This window comes from Escherichia sp. KCJ4928, from assembly GCF_004352695.1.
Lineage (GTDB): Bacteria > Pseudomonadota > Gammaproteobacteria > Enterobacterales > Enterobacteriaceae > ECMA0423.
The window spans coordinates 1-16571 of record NZ_SJWV01000087.1; the positions used below are offsets into that span (position 1 = coordinate 1).

General features: G+C 50.4%; 15 protein-coding genes. 8 read left to right on the forward strand and 7 right to left on the reverse strand.

The genetic code is table 11. The features are described 5' to 3' along the window. Positions 1-106 precede the first annotated feature (106 nt). The 3 genes from topB to E0D98_RS13795 form a co-directional block, all read right to left on the reverse strand. Positions 107-2068: a DNA topoisomerase III gene (gene topB / locus E0D98_RS13785; protein WP_001235796.1), complete on the reverse strand. Its 1962-nt coding sequence runs from the start codon at positions 2066-2068 to the stop codon at positions 107-109. A gap of 4 nt (positions 2069-2072) precedes the next feature. After that, on the reverse strand, positions 2073-3116 hold the full coding sequence (selD, locus tag E0D98_RS13790; RefSeq protein ID WP_001297659.1) for a selenide, water dikinase SelD: 1044 nt from the start codon (positions 3114-3116) through the stop codon (positions 2073-2075). A gap of 116 nt (positions 3117-3232) precedes the next feature. Then, positions 3233-3784 carry an NAD(P)H nitroreductase gene (locus E0D98_RS13795; RefSeq protein WP_000339283.1) on the reverse strand — a complete coding sequence of 184 codons (552 nt, stop codon included), beginning with the start codon at positions 3782-3784 and terminating at the stop codon, positions 3233-3235. A gap of 160 nt (positions 3785-3944) precedes the next feature. Here E0D98_RS13795 and sppA point away from each other — a divergent pair, with 160 nt between their 5' ends. The 3 genes from sppA (at position 3945) to pncA (ending at position 7636) form a co-directional block, all read left to right on the forward strand. Further along, positions 3945-5801: a signal peptide peptidase SppA gene (gene sppA, locus E0D98_RS13800; protein ID WP_001259824.1), complete on the forward strand. Its 1857-nt coding sequence runs from the start codon at positions 3945-3947 to the stop codon at positions 5799-5801. 166 nt (positions 5802-5967) lie between these two features. Further along, on the forward strand, positions 5968-6984 hold the full coding sequence (gene ansA / locus E0D98_RS13805; RefSeq protein ID WP_001170162.1) for an asparaginase: 1017 nt from the start codon (positions 5968-5970) through the stop codon (positions 6982-6984). Between the two features lie 10 nt (positions 6985-6994). Continuing rightward, positions 6995-7636 (forward strand): bifunctional nicotinamidase/pyrazinamidase, encoded by a 642-nt coding sequence (gene pncA, locus E0D98_RS13810; protein WP_001120535.1) that lies wholly within the window; start codon positions 6995-6997, stop codon positions 7634-7636. A 160-nt stretch (positions 7637-7796) separates the two neighbouring features. Here the strand turns inward: pncA and E0D98_RS13815 are convergent, their stop codons facing one another. After that, positions 7797-8069, reverse strand: a complete 273-nt coding sequence (locus E0D98_RS13815; RefSeq protein WP_001046790.1) for a YeaC family protein — start codon at positions 8067-8069, stop codon at positions 7797-7799. 41 nt (positions 8070-8110) lie between these two features. Continuing rightward, positions 8111-8524 (reverse strand): peptide-methionine (R)-S-oxide reductase MsrB, encoded by a 414-nt coding sequence (msrB, locus tag E0D98_RS13820; RefSeq protein WP_001284618.1) that lies wholly within the window; start codon positions 8522-8524, stop codon positions 8111-8113. A gap of 341 nt (positions 8525-8865) precedes the next feature. Between msrB and gapA the strand changes: the two genes are divergently transcribed. Further along, entirely contained in the window at positions 8866-9861 is a 996-nt protein-coding gene (gene gapA / locus E0D98_RS13825) for a glyceraldehyde-3-phosphate dehydrogenase (protein ID WP_000153502.1), read from the forward strand. 83 nt (positions 9862-9944) lie between these two features. Continuing rightward, positions 9945-10829, forward strand: a complete 885-nt coding sequence (locus tag E0D98_RS13830) for a D-hexose-6-phosphate mutarotase (protein ID WP_001299317.1) — start codon at positions 9945-9947, stop codon at positions 10827-10829. A 50-nt stretch (positions 10830-10879) separates the two neighbouring features. On the opposite strand, the gene yeaE is transcribed toward E0D98_RS13830, so the two are convergent. Both yeaE and mipA read right to left on the reverse strand, forming a co-directional pair. Then, entirely contained in the window at positions 10880-11734 is an 855-nt protein-coding gene (gene yeaE / locus E0D98_RS13835) for a methylglyoxal reductase YeaE (protein WP_001186332.1), read from the reverse strand. Between the two features lie 89 nt (positions 11735-11823). Continuing rightward, positions 11824-12570, reverse strand: coding sequence for a scaffolding protein MipA (gene mipA, locus E0D98_RS13840; protein ID WP_000163771.1), 747 nt, complete (start codon positions 12568-12570; stop codon positions 11824-11826). Positions 12571-13005: 435 nt separating this feature from the next. Between mipA and yeaG the strand changes: the two genes are divergently transcribed. The 3 genes from yeaG to E0D98_RS27940 all read left to right on the forward strand — a co-directional run. Continuing rightward, positions 13006-14940 carry a protein kinase YeaG gene (gene yeaG, locus E0D98_RS13845; protein WP_131890704.1) on the forward strand — a complete coding sequence of 645 codons (1935 nt, stop codon included), beginning with the start codon at positions 13006-13008 and terminating at the stop codon, positions 14938-14940. A 112-nt stretch (positions 14941-15052) separates the two neighbouring features. Further along, a complete protein-coding gene (locus E0D98_RS13850) occupies positions 15053-16336 on the forward strand; it encodes a YeaH/YhbH family protein (RefSeq protein ID WP_000219686.1) in 1284 nt (427 codons plus the stop codon). Between the two features lie 146 nt (positions 16337-16482). Next, the coding region (locus E0D98_RS27940; RefSeq protein WP_235381638.1) for a hypothetical protein at positions 16483-16571 on the forward strand (89 nt) is incomplete at its 3' end.

The following is a 16571-nucleotide window of genomic DNA, read 5'->3' on the forward strand; positions in this document are numbered from 1 at the left end:
CTTTAGAGGCGATAATTTTATCCATGCAAAAAAAATATCCAACGAATTTTCTTGATCCGCTGGATATTTCAGAATATGACTCGAATAGCACGAAAGATTCGCTCGCTTACGCTATCGCCCCGCTTCCGGCTTCATCTGCTGGCGGACTTTTTTTCGCACTACGTTTACGCGGTGCAGCCTTTTTCTTATCAGCACTGCCACCACTGCCCGGAGCCACAATGCCGCGAAACTGCCGCACCGGAGTACGTTTGGCTTGATCAATAAGCTGATATAGCGTCCCCACCAGCGGCTGCATAAAGTCCTGATAGCGACACTGCTTTTCGCTGATTTGCGTCAGCACCGATTCCCAGTGCGCGGTCATGTCCGGTCGCGTAGCCATTTCTGGCAGCGAATGGAATAACGCTTTTCCGGCGTCGGTGGAGTGGATATAGCGCCCTTTTTTGGTGAGGAAACCACGCTTGAACAACAGTTCAATAATCCCGGCACGCGTTGCTTCTGTCCCCAGACCATCGGTCGCACGAAGGATCTTTTTCAGATCTTTGTCCTGCACAAAGCGCGCAATCCCGGTCATCGCCGAAAGCAGTGTTGCATCGGTAAAATGGCGCGGCGGCTGGGTTTGCCGCTCTACCACTTCACCTTTTTCACACAGCAACTCATCGCCTTTCGCCACCACAGGCAATGGCGTGCCGTCGTTTTCTTCATCGCGCTCTTTGCTGCCTAACAGCGCGCGCCAACCTGCTTCAGCAAGAAAACGCGCTTTAGCGACAAATTTGCCTTTGGCAATGTCCAGTTCGATAACACACTTGCGGAACACCGCATCCGGGCAGAACTGCATCAGATACTGACGGGCAATCAGGTTATAGACCTTCGCTTCGTTCTCCGTCAGGTTGATCGCAGAACTCCGTGCGGTCGGAATGATGGCGTGGTGCGCATCGACCTTTTTGTCATCCCAACAGCGGTTGCGTATATCTGGATCTACCACTGGCTGCGGCAACAGATCTGGTGCATGAACGCTGATGGCATTCATCACCGCGTGGCGTCCGGCAAAATGTTCTTCTGGCAAATAGCGACAATCGGAACGCGGATAAGTGATTAACTTGTGTGTTTCGTACAGCTTCTGGCAGATATCAAGCACGTTCTGCGCGCTCAGACCAAAGCGTTTTGCCGCTTCAATCTGCAACGCCGAAAGCGAAAACGGCAGCGGCGCGGATTCTGATTCCCGTTTATCGTTATAGCTGGTGACAATAGCCGGTTGACCACTAATGCGGTTAACCACATGCTCCGCCAGTGGACGATGTAACAAGCGCCCTTCTTCATCCTGGTACGGTTCACACGCTTCGCTCGGTTGCCAGATAGCGGTAAACCGCTCATCGGCAGGTGTCACGATATGCGCTTTGACTTCAAAGAAGTCTTTCGCCACGAAGTTTTCAATCTCTTCATCGCGGCGCACCACCAGCCCGAGCACGGGTGTCTGCACGCGTCCCACGGAAAGTACGCCCTGATAACCGGCATTGCGACCGAGAATGGTATACGCACGGGTCATATTGATGCCGTACAGCCAGTCGGCACGCGCTCGCGCCAGCGCAGAAACGCACAATGGCACAAACTCACTGTTGGAACGAAGACGGTCGATCGCCCGCTCAACCGCCTGCGGGTTCAGGTCGTTTATCAAGCAACGCTGCACCTGCTGGCGCTTTTCCGGTGCCAGTTGCAGATAGTCCAGCACTTCATCCACCAGCAATTGCCCTTCACGATCCGGGTCCCCGGCGTGAACGATTTCGCTGGCTTCATGCAGGAAGCGTTTGATGACGTTAAGTTGTTTGGTCACGGAGGGTCGGGGCTGTAATTGCCACTTTTCCGGGACAATCGGCAAATCCGCAAGATTCCAGCGCGCATAGCGGCTGTCGTAGGCGTCTGGCTGCGCCTGCTCAAGCAGGTGACCGATACACCAGGTCACCACCTGACCATTACCGCACTCGATAAAGCCATCGCCTTTACGGTGCGGTTTGGGCAGGACATCAGCAATGGCGCGCGCCAGACTCGGTTTTTCGGCAATAAACAACCGCATTGAATTAACGGATCTCAACCATGGCACGACCGCCGCGCGCTGGCACCAGTTCGCCAATCGCCGTCAGTTCAATGCCAAACTCGGCGGCTGTAGTTTTAACCTCATTTTCTGCTTCCGGCATGACCGCCAGCAGCAAACCGCCAGAAGTTTGCGGATCGCACAGCAGATCGCGCACTTCACGCGGCATTTCACCCATCAGATGACCGTAGCTGGCAAAGTTACGTTCGGTGCCGCCAGGCACTGCGCCCAACTTAATGTACTCTTCAACCCCCGGCAATTTTGGGATCGCGTCATAGTCAACGCGCGCCTGCACACCTGCGCCCTGACACATTTCGCTCAAATGGCCCAGCAGACCAAAACCAGTAACGTCGGTCATCGCTTTTACGCCTTCGATGTTGGCAAAGGACGCACCTGCGATGTTCATCCGGCACATCACTTCCGTCGCCAGTCCCTGATGTTCTGGTTTCAACAGTGATTTTTTCTCAGCCGTGGTAAGAACGCCGATCCCCAGCGGTTTCGTCAGGAACAGTTTGCATCCGGCTTGTGCGGTACTGTTTTTCTTCACCCGCTCGGTCGGTACGATCCCCGTTACCGCCAGACCAAAAATCGGCTCCGGCGCATCGATGGAGTGACCGCCAGCCAGCGCAATACCCGCCTGACGGCATGCATAGCGTCCACCTTCGGTTACTTCGCGGGCAATTTCCGGGGAAAGTTTGTTAATCGGCCAGCCGAGGATCGCAATCGCCATAATCGGTTTGCCCCCCATCGCGAAGATATCGCTGATGGCGTTAGTCGCCGCAATGCGGCCAAAATCGAAAGGATTATCAACGATCGGCATAAAGAAGTCGGTGGTACTGATAACGCTGGTGCCATTGCCCAGATCGTACACCGCCGCATCGTCGCGGGTCTCATTACCCACAAGCAAATTCGGATCAACAAACTTCGCCTGCTCACTGTGCAGGATGGTTTCCAACACTTTTGGGGAAATTTTACAGCCGCAACCAGCTCCGTGGCTGTATTGGGTCAAACGAATCGAGTTCTCGCTCATGGACATCTCCTGTCAATGCAATCCGGGTATGGTAACCCTCATTCCGTGAAGTGATAAGTGAGAGTGTCTGAATTCCTGCGCCTTTGCTCACAATCCAGACAGTTTCGCGACAATTATCAGAAATAAGTTACAAACGGCGTCGGGTCCGGGACGTTAATCGACGTAGATGCTTTCAACTGCGGCGTGCCGAGGTAGAGAAAACCGACAATTTTATCCTGCTCACGGCAACCGAATGCTTCACGCACTACCGGACTTTCAGTTAATGCGCCACTGCGCCAGATGCCGCCAAATCCTTGGGCAACGGCTGCCATTTGCATCGCCATGACCGCGCATCCGGCAGACATTTCCTGTTCCCATCGCGGGACTTTATGATTTTCTTCGCATTTCGCCACCACCGTGATGATGAGCGGTGCGCGGAACGGCGCATTACGGGCTTTGTCGATAGCTTTGTCATCACTACCGGCAGCAATCGCCCCCTGTTCCAGTACGGCGCTGAAACGCTCGCGCCCTTCCCCTTCAATCACAAAAAAATGCCACGGTTGCATGGACTTATGGTCCGGCGCACGCATACCCGCACGCAGGATGTTTTGCAGTTGTTCACCCGTTGGCGCGGGTTCAGCCAGGCGGGAGGCGCTACGGCGATTGATCAATAGTTCGAGTGCATCCATTTGATTAACTCCTGTCGTGATATTTATTCACAAAATTAACACGAGAGTGGATTTTGTTACAGCACAGTCCGCAATTCCTGCTGACAAGTGCCGGTTGGGTCATTACGATAACCACATCTATTGCGCCTGTGACAGGTGTGACCTTAAGTTGGGAGAATACATGCGAACCCTTTGGCGATTTATTGCCGGATTTTTTAAATGGACGTGGCGTCTGCTGAATTTCGTCCGTGAAATGGTACTTAACCTGTTCTTTATTTTCCTCGTACTGGTTGGTGTGGGGATCTGGATGCAGGTCAGTGGTGGTGATTCGAAAGAAACGGCCAGTCGTGGCGCACTGCTGCTGGACATTTCTGGTGTGATCGTCGATAAACCCGACAGTTCTCAGCGGTTTAGTAAATTAAGCCGCCAGCTGCTTGGTGCCAGTTCCGATCGTCTGCAGGAAAACTCACTGTTTGATATCGTCAACACCATTCGCCAGGCGAAGGACGACCGCAATATCACCGGTATCGTGATGGATCTGAAAAACTTCGCAGGCGGCGACCAGCCGTCTATGCAGTACATCGGCAAAGCCCTGAAAGAGTTTCGTGACAGCGGGAAACCGGTTTATGCCGTTGGCGAGAACTACAGCCAGGGGCAATATTATCTCGCCAGTTTCGCCAATAAAATTTGGCTGTCACCGCAAGGCGTGGTTGATCTGCACGGTTTTGCTACCAACGGTCTGTACTACAAATCGTTGCTGGATAAGCTGAAAGTTTCCACCCATGTGTTCCGCGTGGGTACGTATAAATCTGCCGTTGAACCGTTTATTCGTGATGATATGTCACCGGCAGCCCGCGAAGCTGACAGCCGCTGGATTGGTGAGCTGTGGCAAAACTATCTGAATACTGTTGCCGCTAACCGGCAGATCCCTGCTCAGCAGGTATTCCCTGGCGCGCAAGGGTTGCTTGAGGGTTTAACCAAAACCGGTGGCGATACCGCGAAATATGCACTGGAAAACAAGCTGGTCGATGCACTGGCATCGAGTGCCGAAATCGAAAAAGCTCTGACCAAAGAGTTCGGCTGGAGTAAGACTGATAAAAATTATCGCGCCATCAGTTATTACGATTACGCATTGAAAACGCCGGCAGATACCGGTGACAGCATCGGTGTCGTCTTCGCTAATGGCGCAATTATGGATGGCGAGGAAACTCAGGGGAATGTTGGCGGTGATACCACTGCGGCACAAATCCGCGACGCTCGCCTTGACCCGAAAGTGAAAGCGATTGTCCTGCGTGTTAATAGCCCAGGCGGCAGCGTTACCGCGTCTGAAGTGATTCGCGCTGAACTGGCAGCAGCCCGGGCAGCGGGTAAGCCTGTGGTTGTATCGATGGGCGGCATGGCGGCATCTGGTGGTTACTGGATTTCCACGCCAGCTAATTACATTGTGGCTAACCCCAGCACCCTGACCGGTTCTATCGGTATCTTCGGCGTGATCACCACCGTAGAAAATAGTCTGGATTCGATTGGTGTTCATACTGATGGTGTCTCAACTTCACCGCTGGCGGATGTTTCTATCACCAGGGCACTGCCGCCGGAAGCGCAGCAGATGATGCAATTAAGCATTGAGAATGGCTATAAACGCTTTATCACGCTGGTTGCTGATGCGCGTCATTCGACGCCGGAGCAAATTGATAAAATCGCCCAGGGCCACGTCTGGACCGGTCAGGATGCAAAAGCTAACGGGCTGGTCGATAGTCTCGGGGATTTCGATGATGCGGTTGCCAAAGCAGCAGAGCTGGCAAAAGTGAAACAGTGGCATCTGGAATACTACGTTGATGAACCGACCTTCTTCGACAAAGTGATGGACAACATGTCTGGTTCTGTCCGGGCAATGTTGCCAGATGCGTTCCAGGCCATGTTACCTGCACCGCTTGCCTCGGTAGCCTCTACCGTTAAAAGTGAAAGCGACAAGCTGGCCGCGTTTAACGACCCACAAAACCGTTATGCGTTTTGCCTGACCTGCGCCAACGTGCGTTAAGTCTTGTACTGAGTGGCCGACAGATCGTCGGCCACATTATTTTTTACCTCGACGAATCCTCTTCCCGCTGTCTCGACCCATATTTCCTTATCCGCATAGTATCAGGTGCGCTCCTCCTGCCTCACGTATATACTTTTGCTCTTTCGATATCATTCATATCAATATCATGCAAAAGAAATCAATTTACGTCGCCTACACGGGCGGGACCATCGGGATGCAGCGTTCCGAGCAGGGTTATATTCCGGTGTCAGGTCATCTACAACGCCAACTGGCGCTGATGCCGGAATTCCATCGCCCGGAGATGCCAGATTTCACCATTCATGAATATACGCCGTTGATGGATTCTTCTGATATGACGCCGGAAGACTGGCAGCATATTGCTGAAGATATTAAAGCGCACTATGACGACTATGATGGTTTTGTCATTCTACACGGTACCGACACGATGGCGTATACCGCCTCTGCGCTGTCGTTCATGCTCGAGAATCTCGGTAAACCGGTCATTGTGACAGGGTCACAAATCCCGCTGGCTGAGTTACGCTCTGACGGACAAATTAATCTGCTGAATGCGTTGTACGTTGCGGCGAATTATCCGATCAACGAAGTAACGCTCTTTTTCAATAACCGATTGTATCGCGGCAACCGCACTACCAAAGCCCATGCCGATGGTTTTGATGCGTTTGCCTCTCCAAACCTTCCTCCGTTACTGGAAGCTGGTATCCATATTCGTCGTTTGAATACGCCACCCGCCCCGCACGGTGAAGGGGAATTAATCGTTCATCCAATCACGCCACAACCAATTGGCGTAGTGACGATTTATCCGGGGATTTCTGCTGATGTCGTGCGCAATTTTCTGCGCCAACCGGTGAAAGCATTGATTCTGCGCTCCTATGGCGTGGGTAATGCGCCACAAAACAAAGCCTTCCTGCAGGAATTACAAGAAGCCAGCGATCGCGGTATTGTGGTGGTCAACCTGACACAATGTATGTCCGGTAAAGTGAATATGGGTGGTTATGCCACCGGTAACGCCCTCGCCCATGCCGGCGTTATTGGCGGTGCAGATATGACTGTAGAAGCCACGCTAACCAAACTGCATTACCTGCTGAGCCAGGAACTGGATACTGAAACCATTCGCAAGGCCATGAGCCAAAACCTGCGCGGCGAACTGACGCCGGATGATTAAGGAGACTGCAATGCCCCATCGCGCCCTGTTACTGGTCGATTTACAAAATGATTTCTGTGCTGGTGGCGCGCTCGCCGTACCGGAAGGTGACAGTACGGTGGAGGTTGCTAACCGCCTTATTGACTGGTGCCAGTCGCGCGGAGAAGCGGTTATCGCCAGCCAGGACTGGCATCCGGCGAATCACGGCAGTTTTGCCAGTCAGCACGGTGTAGAGCCTTATACGCCAGGCCAACTCGACGGTTTGCCACAAACCTTCTGGCCAGATCACTGTGTGCAGAACAGTGAAGGCGCACAATTACATCCGTTACTGAACCAAAAAGCGATCGCAGCGGTGTTCCATAAAGGCGAAAATCCTTTAGTTGACAGTTACAGTGCCTTTTTTGATAACGGCCGTCGGCAGAAAACCTCTCTCGATGACTGGTTACGCGATCATGAAATCGATGAATTGATCGTTATGGGCCTGGCTACTGACTATTGCGTGAAGTTTACCGTGCTGGACGCGTTACAGTTAGGTTATAAGGTGAACGTGATTACCGATGGTTGTCGTGGCGTGAATATCCAGCCCCAGGACAGTGCGCACGCGTTTATGGAGATGTCAGCAGCTGGGGCAACGCTATATACGCTGGCAGACTGGGAAGAGACGCAGGGGTAATATTAGTTGAATTCATCTCTGGCCTACATTTCCTCAATGACATTGTAGGCCAGATAATACTTGTCAGTGTTGCATTTAACCTACTTGCAGCTAAAACACGACGTCCTAACAAGTATATTTGCCCTCCCTTAATAACAGGCTTAAATACTAGATAACTCATTCACTTAAACATAGCAATAGGCTTTGCTGAGATACCAAAATCTTCTTTTAACTGCTGTTTGCTCTTCATGACCATCTGACCATTTGTGTCAATTGTCATATGCTGTGCTTCGGTATTATGGCGGGCTTGCCACAGCATCACCAGTTGCAGGCAATTCTCTTTTTGTTCCTCGGTCAACGCAACGCCATCGGGCCATTTCCCCAGTTCAACGGCGGTCGACAAACGCTGGTATACCTCAGGCGTCATGCTGTTGATAATGTCATCAAGATTCATAATTTTTCCGCTCCTGTGGAATAAGTTGCTGAATCGTTTTTTCAACCGTTGATTTCTTCGCCGTTTTCGCCATCGGTAAAGCGTAAAGAGGCAGAGTTAACACAATAACGTTCGCCCGTTGGCTGCGGCCCGTCAGGGAAGACATGCCCCAGATGGGCATCACAGTTACCGCAACGAATTTCTATGCGCTGCATTCCATGTGACAAGTCTTTGATATAACGAATGGATTCTTCACTCACCGGTTCGTAGAAACTGGGCCAACCACAGCCGGAATCATACTTGGTTTGGGAATGAAACAGCGGGGCATCGCAGATCAAACAGTGATATACGCCGTCACGCTTGTTATGCAGTAAACGACCCGTAAATGGCGGCTCTGTCCCATGATTCTGCGTCACGTAAAACTGCATCTCGGACAAATTTTTTTTCAGTTCTTCTGCCGAAGGTTTATTAGCCATTTGCTCACATCTCACTTTAATCGTGCTCACATTACGTGACTGATTCTAACAAAACATTAACACTAACTGGCAAAATTTTGTCCTAAACTTGATCTCGACGAAATGGCTGCACCTAAATCGTGATGAAAATCACATTTTTATCGTAATTGCCCTTTAAAATTCGGGGCGCCGACCCCATGTGGTTTCAAGCCCAAAGGAAGAGTGAGGCGAGTCAGTCGCGTAATGCTTAGGCACAGGATTGATTTGTCGCAATGATTGACACGATTCCGCTTGACGCTGCGTAAGGTTTTTGTAATTTTACAGGCAACCTTTTATTCACTAACAAATAGCTGGTGGAATATATGACTATCAAAGTAGGTATCAACGGTTTTGGCCGTATCGGTCGCATTGTTTTCCGTGCTGCTCAGAAACGTTCTGACATCGAGATCGTTGCAATCAACGACCTGTTAGACGCTGATTACATGGCATACATGCTGAAATATGACTCCACTCACGGCCGTTTCGACGGTACCGTTGAAGTGAAAGACGGTCATCTGATCGTTAACGGTAAAAAAATCCGTGTTACCGCTGAACGTGATCCGGCTAACCTGAAATGGGACGAAGTTGGTGTTGACGTTGTCGCTGAAGCAACTGGTCTGTTCCTGACTGACGAAACTGCTCGTAAACACATCACCGCTGGTGCGAAGAAAGTGGTTATGACTGGTCCGTCTAAAGACAACACTCCGATGTTCGTTAAAGGCGCTAACTTCGACAAATATGCTGGCCAGGACATCGTTTCCAACGCTTCCTGCACCACCAACTGCCTGGCTCCGCTGGCTAAAGTTATCAACGATAACTTCGGCATCATCGAAGGTCTGATGACCACCGTTCACGCTACTACCGCTACTCAGAAAACCGTTGATGGCCCGTCTCACAAAGACTGGCGCGGCGGCCGCGGCGCTTCCCAGAACATCATCCCGTCCTCTACCGGTGCTGCTAAAGCTGTAGGTAAAGTACTGCCAGAACTGAATGGCAAACTGACTGGTATGGCGTTCCGCGTTCCGACCCCGAACGTATCCGTAGTTGACCTGACCGTTCGTCTGGAAAAAGCTGCAACTTACGAGCAGATCAAAGCTGCCGTTAAAGCTGCTGCTGAAGGCGAAATGAAAGGCGTTCTGGGCTACACCGAAGATGACGTAGTATCTACCGATTTCAACGGCGAAGTTTGCACTTCCGTGTTCGATGCTAAAGCTGGTATCGCTCTGAACGACAACTTCGTGAAACTGGTATCCTGGTACGACAACGAAACCGGTTACTCCAACAAAGTTCTGGACCTGATCGCTCACATCTCCAAATAAGTTGAGATGACACTGTGATCTAAAAAGAGCGACTTCGGTCGCTCTTTTTTTTACCTGATAAAATGAAGTTAAAGGACTGCGTCATGATTAAGAAAATTTTTGCCCTTCCGGTCATCGAACAAATCTCCCCTGTCCTCTCCCGTCGTAAACTGGATGAACTGGACCTCATTGTGGTCGATCATCCCCAGGTAAAAGCCTCTTTTGCATTACAGGGCGCACACCTTCTCTCGTGGAAACCTGCGGGTGAAGAAGAAGTTCTGTGGTTGAGCAACAACACACCGTTCAAAAATGGCGTCGCTATTCGCGGTGGCGTACCGGTTTGCTGGCCGTGGTTTGGTCCGGCGGCACAACAAGGTCTGCCTGCGCACGGTTTTGCCCGCAACCTGCCGTGGACGCTGAAATCACATCGTGAAGATGCTGATGGCGTAGCGCTGACTTTTGAATTGACACAAAGCGAAGAGACGAAAAAATTCTGGCCGCACGACTTTACGCTGTTAGCGCATTTCCGCGTGGGTAAAACCTGTGAAATCGATCTTGAATCACATGGCGAATTTGAAACCACCTCTGCCCTGCATACCTACTTTAACGTGGGTGATATCGCTAAGGTAAGCGTCAGTGGGCTGGGCGATCGCTTCATTGATAAAGTAAATGACGCGAAAGAAGATGTACTGACCGACGGTATTCAGACCTTCCCTGACCGTACCGATCGCGTGTATCTGAATCCGCAAGATTGCAGCGTGATTAATGATGAAGCGCTGAATCGTATTATCGCCGTAGGCCACCAGCATCATCTGAACGTTGTCGGCTGGAACCCGGGACCGGCGCTTTCAGTTAGCATGGGCGACATGCCGGATGATGGCTACAAAACATTTGTTTGTGTAGAAACGGCTTACGCTTCAGAAACGCAAAAAGTGACCAAAGAGAAACCTGCACATCTGGCGCAATCCATTCGCGTTGCGAAACGTTAATTTGCGTTAATGTTGTGTGCCGGGTGCGATGCATCCGGCACGTATCAACATCACACCATATCCAGCGCAGTTTTTCCTTTTGGTGCCGGATACGCTTTATCCAGCATGGTTAATTCCGCTGACGAAAGTTCGACCTCAAGCACAGCCGCATTCTGTTGGACATGGGCAATCGTGGCCGCTTTTGGAATCGCCATCACACCCTGATGGCTGATTACCCACGCCAACAATACTTGTGCCGCGCTGATATTGTGAGCATGTGCAATTTCGTTGACTACCGCGTTTTTTAACAGTCCATTGCGCAACCGCCCGGCCTGGGCTAATGGACTGTAAGCCATCACCGGCATCTGCTGTTGCTGGCACCAGGGGAGTAGATCGTACTCAATCCCTCGTGAACCGAGATGGTAAAGCACCTGATTAGTGGCACACTGATTTCCCCCCGGCAGCTGCCAGAGTTCCTGCATATCAGCATGATCAAGGTTAGAAACGCCCCAGCGGCGGATTTTTCCCTGGGCGATCAATTTTTCCATCGCTGCCACAGTCTCTTCAAAAGCGAAACTGCCAGACCAGTGTAATAAGTAGAGATCGAGATAATCAGTATTGAGACGGCGTAAACTGGCTTCGCATGCATTTATCGCTTTTTGCCCGCCAGCATTCCACGGATAGACTTTAGAGACGAGAAAGACGTTATCGCGCAGACCGGTTAATGCTTCCCCAACCACCTTTTCGGCACCGCCATCGGCATACATTTCGGCGGTATCAATGAGGGTTAAACCGAGTTCAATGCCCGCGCGTAGTGCAGCAACTTCTGTTTTGCGCTGACTGGCATCTTCGCCAATATACCATGTTCCCTGCCCTATGGCTGGCAGTGAGACATCGCCACTAAATTGAATCATTTTTTGTTGCATTGTTTCCTCCCAGGTATTGCACCACCGTAATGCAAAACAGGGCGTGACGCCCTGTTTTTATGCACAAAATGCCCTGGAAAGATGCATTATCAGAATTTGTAGGTGATCCCGGTAGAAATCAGGCCAGTCCAGGATTTATCCACCATCGGGCTGTCAGTAACTTCATCAGACAGACGGGTATAGCGCGCGGTACCGTAAACACTCCAGTCGCCGAGGAAGTTGTAGCTGGCGCTCAGCTCCAGGTAAGGGCTCCAGCTGTCGTTCGGGTTATAGCCACGCAGACCGCTGCGAGCGGACTCTTTGCGCGATACGCCATAATAGTATTCGTTCTGGTTTTCGCTGTTCCACTGCACACCAATACCCGGAGTCACGGTCAGGCCACCGTTGGTGTAACGATACAACCAGGCCATATCCCAGACAATGCCGTTGCTGTTATCCAGGGTATCGCCAGCCAGGGTGGTACGCAGGTAACCGTACTGGGTAAAGTGAGCATAAGACAGACCAGCCATCATGGTGCTCTTACGGTCATCCAGGTGACGCATTTGGTGATCGCCACTGTCTTTCGCTTTGAAGTAAAGCGGCGACCAGTAAGCGGTAATTGAAAGTTTATCCGTTGCGTCATTCCACAGGTAGTAACCACCACCTAAGCCACGGAACCAGAAGTTATCGCCTTCATAGTTGATTACCGGTACTGGGTAAACATCGGTATCGTAATCTTTATATGGGTGCTCAACGACACCTACGCCTGCGCCCAGGGAAAATTTACCTTCAGCGTGCGCTACGCCTGCAGACGTTGCGATAAGCACTCCAAGTGCCAGAAGTTTGAGTTTGGTCACAATTAATCATTCCTTAAACAAATGTTTAGCGGGCGACAAAGTTTACCCGTCAATACATCGAAACCCAACCTTTTTACGTTTTCATTTTTTAAAGTAACTGTTTAATTTTCCTGACGCGGATGACACCGCGCTTACAGCCAAATGAATTTAGCGTTACTGGCTACCCTGGTCTTTACATTAATTATGCAAAATTTATGGATGAGTTGTTGATATGCCATTGAAATTAAGAAAGCCGTGCAGGCAAGTTTTCCATTTGCCATCTACGCTTAATTTTGAAGGTGTATCACCGGGCACGTTGTTCTCATCGTCGATAAAATGGCATGAGAGTTGCTGTGTTTTAGCAAGAGACGTCGTTCAGTTTACCTCTTCCGGGAGCCTCTACTATTCATATGAACGGCTCTTAACCTGTGCTAAAAAACGAAAGGACGGCATACCATGAATATATTCGATCACTATCGCCAGCGATATGAAGCTGCCAAGGACGAAGAGTTCACACTGCAGGAGTTTCTTACCACTTGTCGGCAAGATCGCAGTGCTTATGCCAACGCGGCTGAGCGGCTATTGATGGCTATCGGTGAGCCTGTCATGGTCGATACAGCCCAGGAACCCAGACTTTCTCGACTCTTTTCTAACCGGGTCATTGCACGTTATCCGGCATTTGAAGAGTTTTACGGCATGGAAGACGCGATTGAACAGATTGTCTCTTATCTGAAACACGCGGCTCAGGGGCTGGAAGAGAAGAAACAAATCCTGTATCTGCTGGGGCCTGTGGGTGGGGGTAAATCATCGCTTGCTGAGCGACTGAAATCATTAATGCAGCTCGTACCGATTTATGTATTGAGCGCCAACGGTGAGCGTAGCCCGGTCAACGATCATCCGTTCTGTCTTTTCAATCCGCAGGAAGATGCTCAGATTCTGGAAAAAGAGTATGGCATTCCTCGCCGTTATCTCGGCACCATCATGTCGCCATGGGCGGCAAAACGCCTGCATGAATTTGGTGGCGATATCACTAAGTTCCGGGTAGTGAAGGTCTGGCCGTCAATTCTGCAACAAATTGCTATCGCCAAAACGGAACCCGGTGATGAGAACAACCAGGACATCTCCGCGCTGGTTGGGAAAGTCGATATTCGTAAACTCGAACACTACGCGCAGAATGACCCGGACGCCTACGGCTATTCCGGTGCGCTGTGCCGCGCCAACCAAGGGATCATGGAATTTGTCGAGATGTTTAAAGCACCGATAAAAGTGCTGCATCCGCTGTTAACCGCCACTCAGGAAGGTAACTACAACGGGACGGAAGGTATCTCCGCCCTGCCGTTCAACGGGATTATTCTCGCCCACTCGAACGAATCCGAATGGGTCACTTTCCGTAATAACAAAAACAACGAAGCCTTCCTCGACCGTGTTTACATCGTGAAGGTGCCGTATTGCTTACGCATTTCCGAAGAGATCAAAATCTACGAGAAATTGCTTAATCACAGTGAATTGACTCACGCCCCCTGCGCCCCTGGCACGCTGGAAACGCTGTCACGTTTTTCCATTCTTTCGCGCCTTAAAGAGCCAGAAAACTCCAGCATTTATTCAAAGATGCGGGTTTATGATGGCGAAAGTCTGAAAGACACCGATCCCAAAGCCAAGTCGTATCAGGAATATCGTGACTACGCCGGTGTCGATGAAGGGATGAACGGTCTGTCGACGCGTTTTGCGTTTAAGATCCTCTCCCGCGTGTTCAACTTCGATCATGTAGAAGTGGCGGCAAACCCGGTCCATCTGTTCTACGTCCTGGAACAGCAGATCGAGCGCGAGCAGTTCCCACAAGAGCAGGCAGAACGCTATCTGGAGTTCCTGAAAGGTTATCTGATCCCGAAATATGCCGAGTTTATCGGCAAAGAGATCCAGACGGCCTACCTTGAATCCTATTCCGAATATGGGCAAAACATTTTCGACCGTTATGTTACCTACGCGGATTTCTGGATTCAGGATCAGGAGTATCGCGATCCGGATACCGGGCAGCTGTTTGACCGCGAGTCTCTTAACGCCGAGCTGGAGAAAATCGAGAAACCGGCGGGGATCAGTAATCCAAAAGATTTCCGCAACGAGATTGTTAACTTCGTACTGCGCGCCAGAGCGAATAACAGCGGACGCAATCCGAACTGGACCAGCTATGAAAAACTGCGCACGGTTATCGAGAAGAAAATGTTCTCCAATACCGAGGAGCTGTTGCCGGTTATCTCGTTTGACGCCAAAACGTCAACCGACGAGCAGAAGAAACACGACGACTTTGTCGACCGTATGATGGAAAAAGGCTACACCCGTAAACAGGTGCGTTTACTGTGCGAATGGTATTTGCGCGTACGTAAATCGTCTTAACAACCCTGGCCCGGTACACATGTTGCCGGGCCTACAACGACAGCGAACCGTGGGCCTGAGAAGCGGCAACACAGGCGTAGCATACAGTTGGCAAATGTAGTACGGGGGGCATATGACCTGGTTTATTGACCGGCGTCTGAACGGCAAAAACAAAAGCATGGTGAATCGCCAGCGTTTTTTACGCCGTTATAAAGCGCAAATTAAACAGTCGATCTCCGAGGCCATTAATAAGCGTTCGGTGACTGACGTCGACAGCGGCGAATCCGTATCCATTCCCACGGAAGATATTAGCGAACCGATGTTTCATCAGGGGCGTGGCGGTCTGCGCCACCGCGTGCATCCGGGCAATGACCATTTCGTCCAGAACGACCGAATTGAACGTCCCCAGGGTGGCGGCGGAGGTTCCGGTAGTGGTCAGGGCCAGGCCAGCCAGGATGGTGAAGGTCAGGATGAATTTGTCTTTCAGATTTCGAAAGATGAGTATCTTGATTTGCTCTTTGAAGATTTGGCCTTACCGAATCTGAAACAAAACCAACAACGCCAGCTGACCGAATATAAAACGCATCGGGCGGGTTATACCGCTAACGGCGTTCCGGCCAATATCAGCGTTGTGCGTTCCTTGCAGAACTCACTGGCGCGACGCACAGCCATGACGGCAGGCAAGCGGCGGGAACTTCATGCACTGGAAGAGAATTTGGCCATCATCAGCAACAGTGAACCTGCGCAGCTGCTGGAAGAGGAACGTCTGCGCAAAGAAATTGCAGAATTACGTGCCAAAATTGAACGCGTCCCTTTTATTGACACCTTCGATTTACGTTATAAGAACTACGAGAAGCGGCCCGATCCCTCCAGCCAGGCAGTGATGTTTTGCCTGATGGACGTTTCCGGTTCAATGGATCAATCCACTAAAGATATGGCTAAGCGTTTTTATATTCTGCTGTATCTGTTCCTCAGCAGAACGTATAAGAACGTGGAAGTCGTATACATCCGCCATCATACCCAGGCGAAAGAAGTCGATGAACATGAGTTTTTCTACTCGCAGGAAACAGGCGGCACCATTGTTTCCAGCGCCCTGAAACTGATGGATGAGGTAGTGAAAGAGCGTTATAACCCGGCACAGTGGAATATTTACGCTGCACAAGCATCGGACGGCGATAACTGGGCCGATGACTCTCCGCTTTGCCATGAAATCCTGGCGAAAAAATTATTACCTGTTGTTCGTTATTACAGCTATATCGAAATTACCCGTCGTGCACATCAGACATTGTGGCGAGAATATGAGCATCTGCAATCTACTTTCGACAACTTTGCGATGCAGCACATCCGCGACCAGGATGATATTTATCCGGTGTTCCGTGAACTGTTTCATAAACAAAATGCAACAGCTAAAGACTAAAACTATCAGCCAGGTCATTATCGCCTGGCTGATTTTTAGCTTACTGTAAATTATCTCATTTATTACATACATTAGCTTACAATCGCTTTAAATATGACAGCATAACCTTTACATAATTTAGTTCCAGAAAACAATCATTCGGAAAAATGATTCAGTCAACACGTATTTCCATGGGGTTATTCTTTAAATATTTTTTATCGTTAACGAAAATTGATCCTGGTCAAAACTATATATC

Coding starts and splice junctions, on each gene's coding strand:
- topB (WP_001235796.1), bottom strand. CDS start 2,068: ATGCGGTTGTTTATTGCCGAAAAACCGAGTCTGGCGCGCGCCATTGCT.
- selD (WP_001297659.1), bottom strand. CDS start 3,116: ATGAGCGAGAACTCGATTCGTTTGACCCAATACAGCCACGGAGCTGGT.
- E0D98_RS13795 (WP_000339283.1), bottom strand. CDS start 3,784: ATGGATGCACTCGAACTATTGATCAATCGCCGTAGCGCCTCCCGCCTG.
- sppA (WP_001259824.1), top strand. CDS start 3,945: ATGCGAACCCTTTGGCGATTTATTGCCGGATTTTTTAAATGGACGTGG.
- ansA (WP_001170162.1), top strand. CDS start 5,968: ATGCAAAAGAAATCAATTTACGTCGCCTACACGGGCGGGACCATCGGG.
- pncA (WP_001120535.1), top strand. CDS start 6,995: ATGCCCCATCGCGCCCTGTTACTGGTCGATTTACAAAATGATTTCTGT.
- E0D98_RS13815 (WP_001046790.1), bottom strand. CDS start 8,069: ATGAATCTTGATGACATTATCAACAGCATGACGCCTGAGGTATACCAG.
- msrB (WP_001284618.1), bottom strand. CDS start 8,524: ATGGCTAATAAACCTTCGGCAGAAGAACTGAAAAAAAATTTGTCCGAG.
- gapA (WP_000153502.1), top strand. CDS start 8,866: ATGACTATCAAAGTAGGTATCAACGGTTTTGGCCGTATCGGTCGCATT.
- E0D98_RS13830 (WP_001299317.1), top strand. CDS start 9,945: ATGATTAAGAAAATTTTTGCCCTTCCGGTCATCGAACAAATCTCCCCT.
- yeaE (WP_001186332.1), bottom strand. CDS start 11,734: ATGCAACAAAAAATGATTCAATTTAGTGGCGATGTCTCACTGCCAGCC.
- yeaG (WP_131890704.1), top strand. CDS start 13,006: ATGAATATATTCGATCACTATCGCCAGCGATATGAAGCTGCCAAGGAC.
- E0D98_RS13850 (WP_000219686.1), top strand. CDS start 15,053: ATGACCTGGTTTATTGACCGGCGTCTGAACGGCAAAAACAAAAGCATG.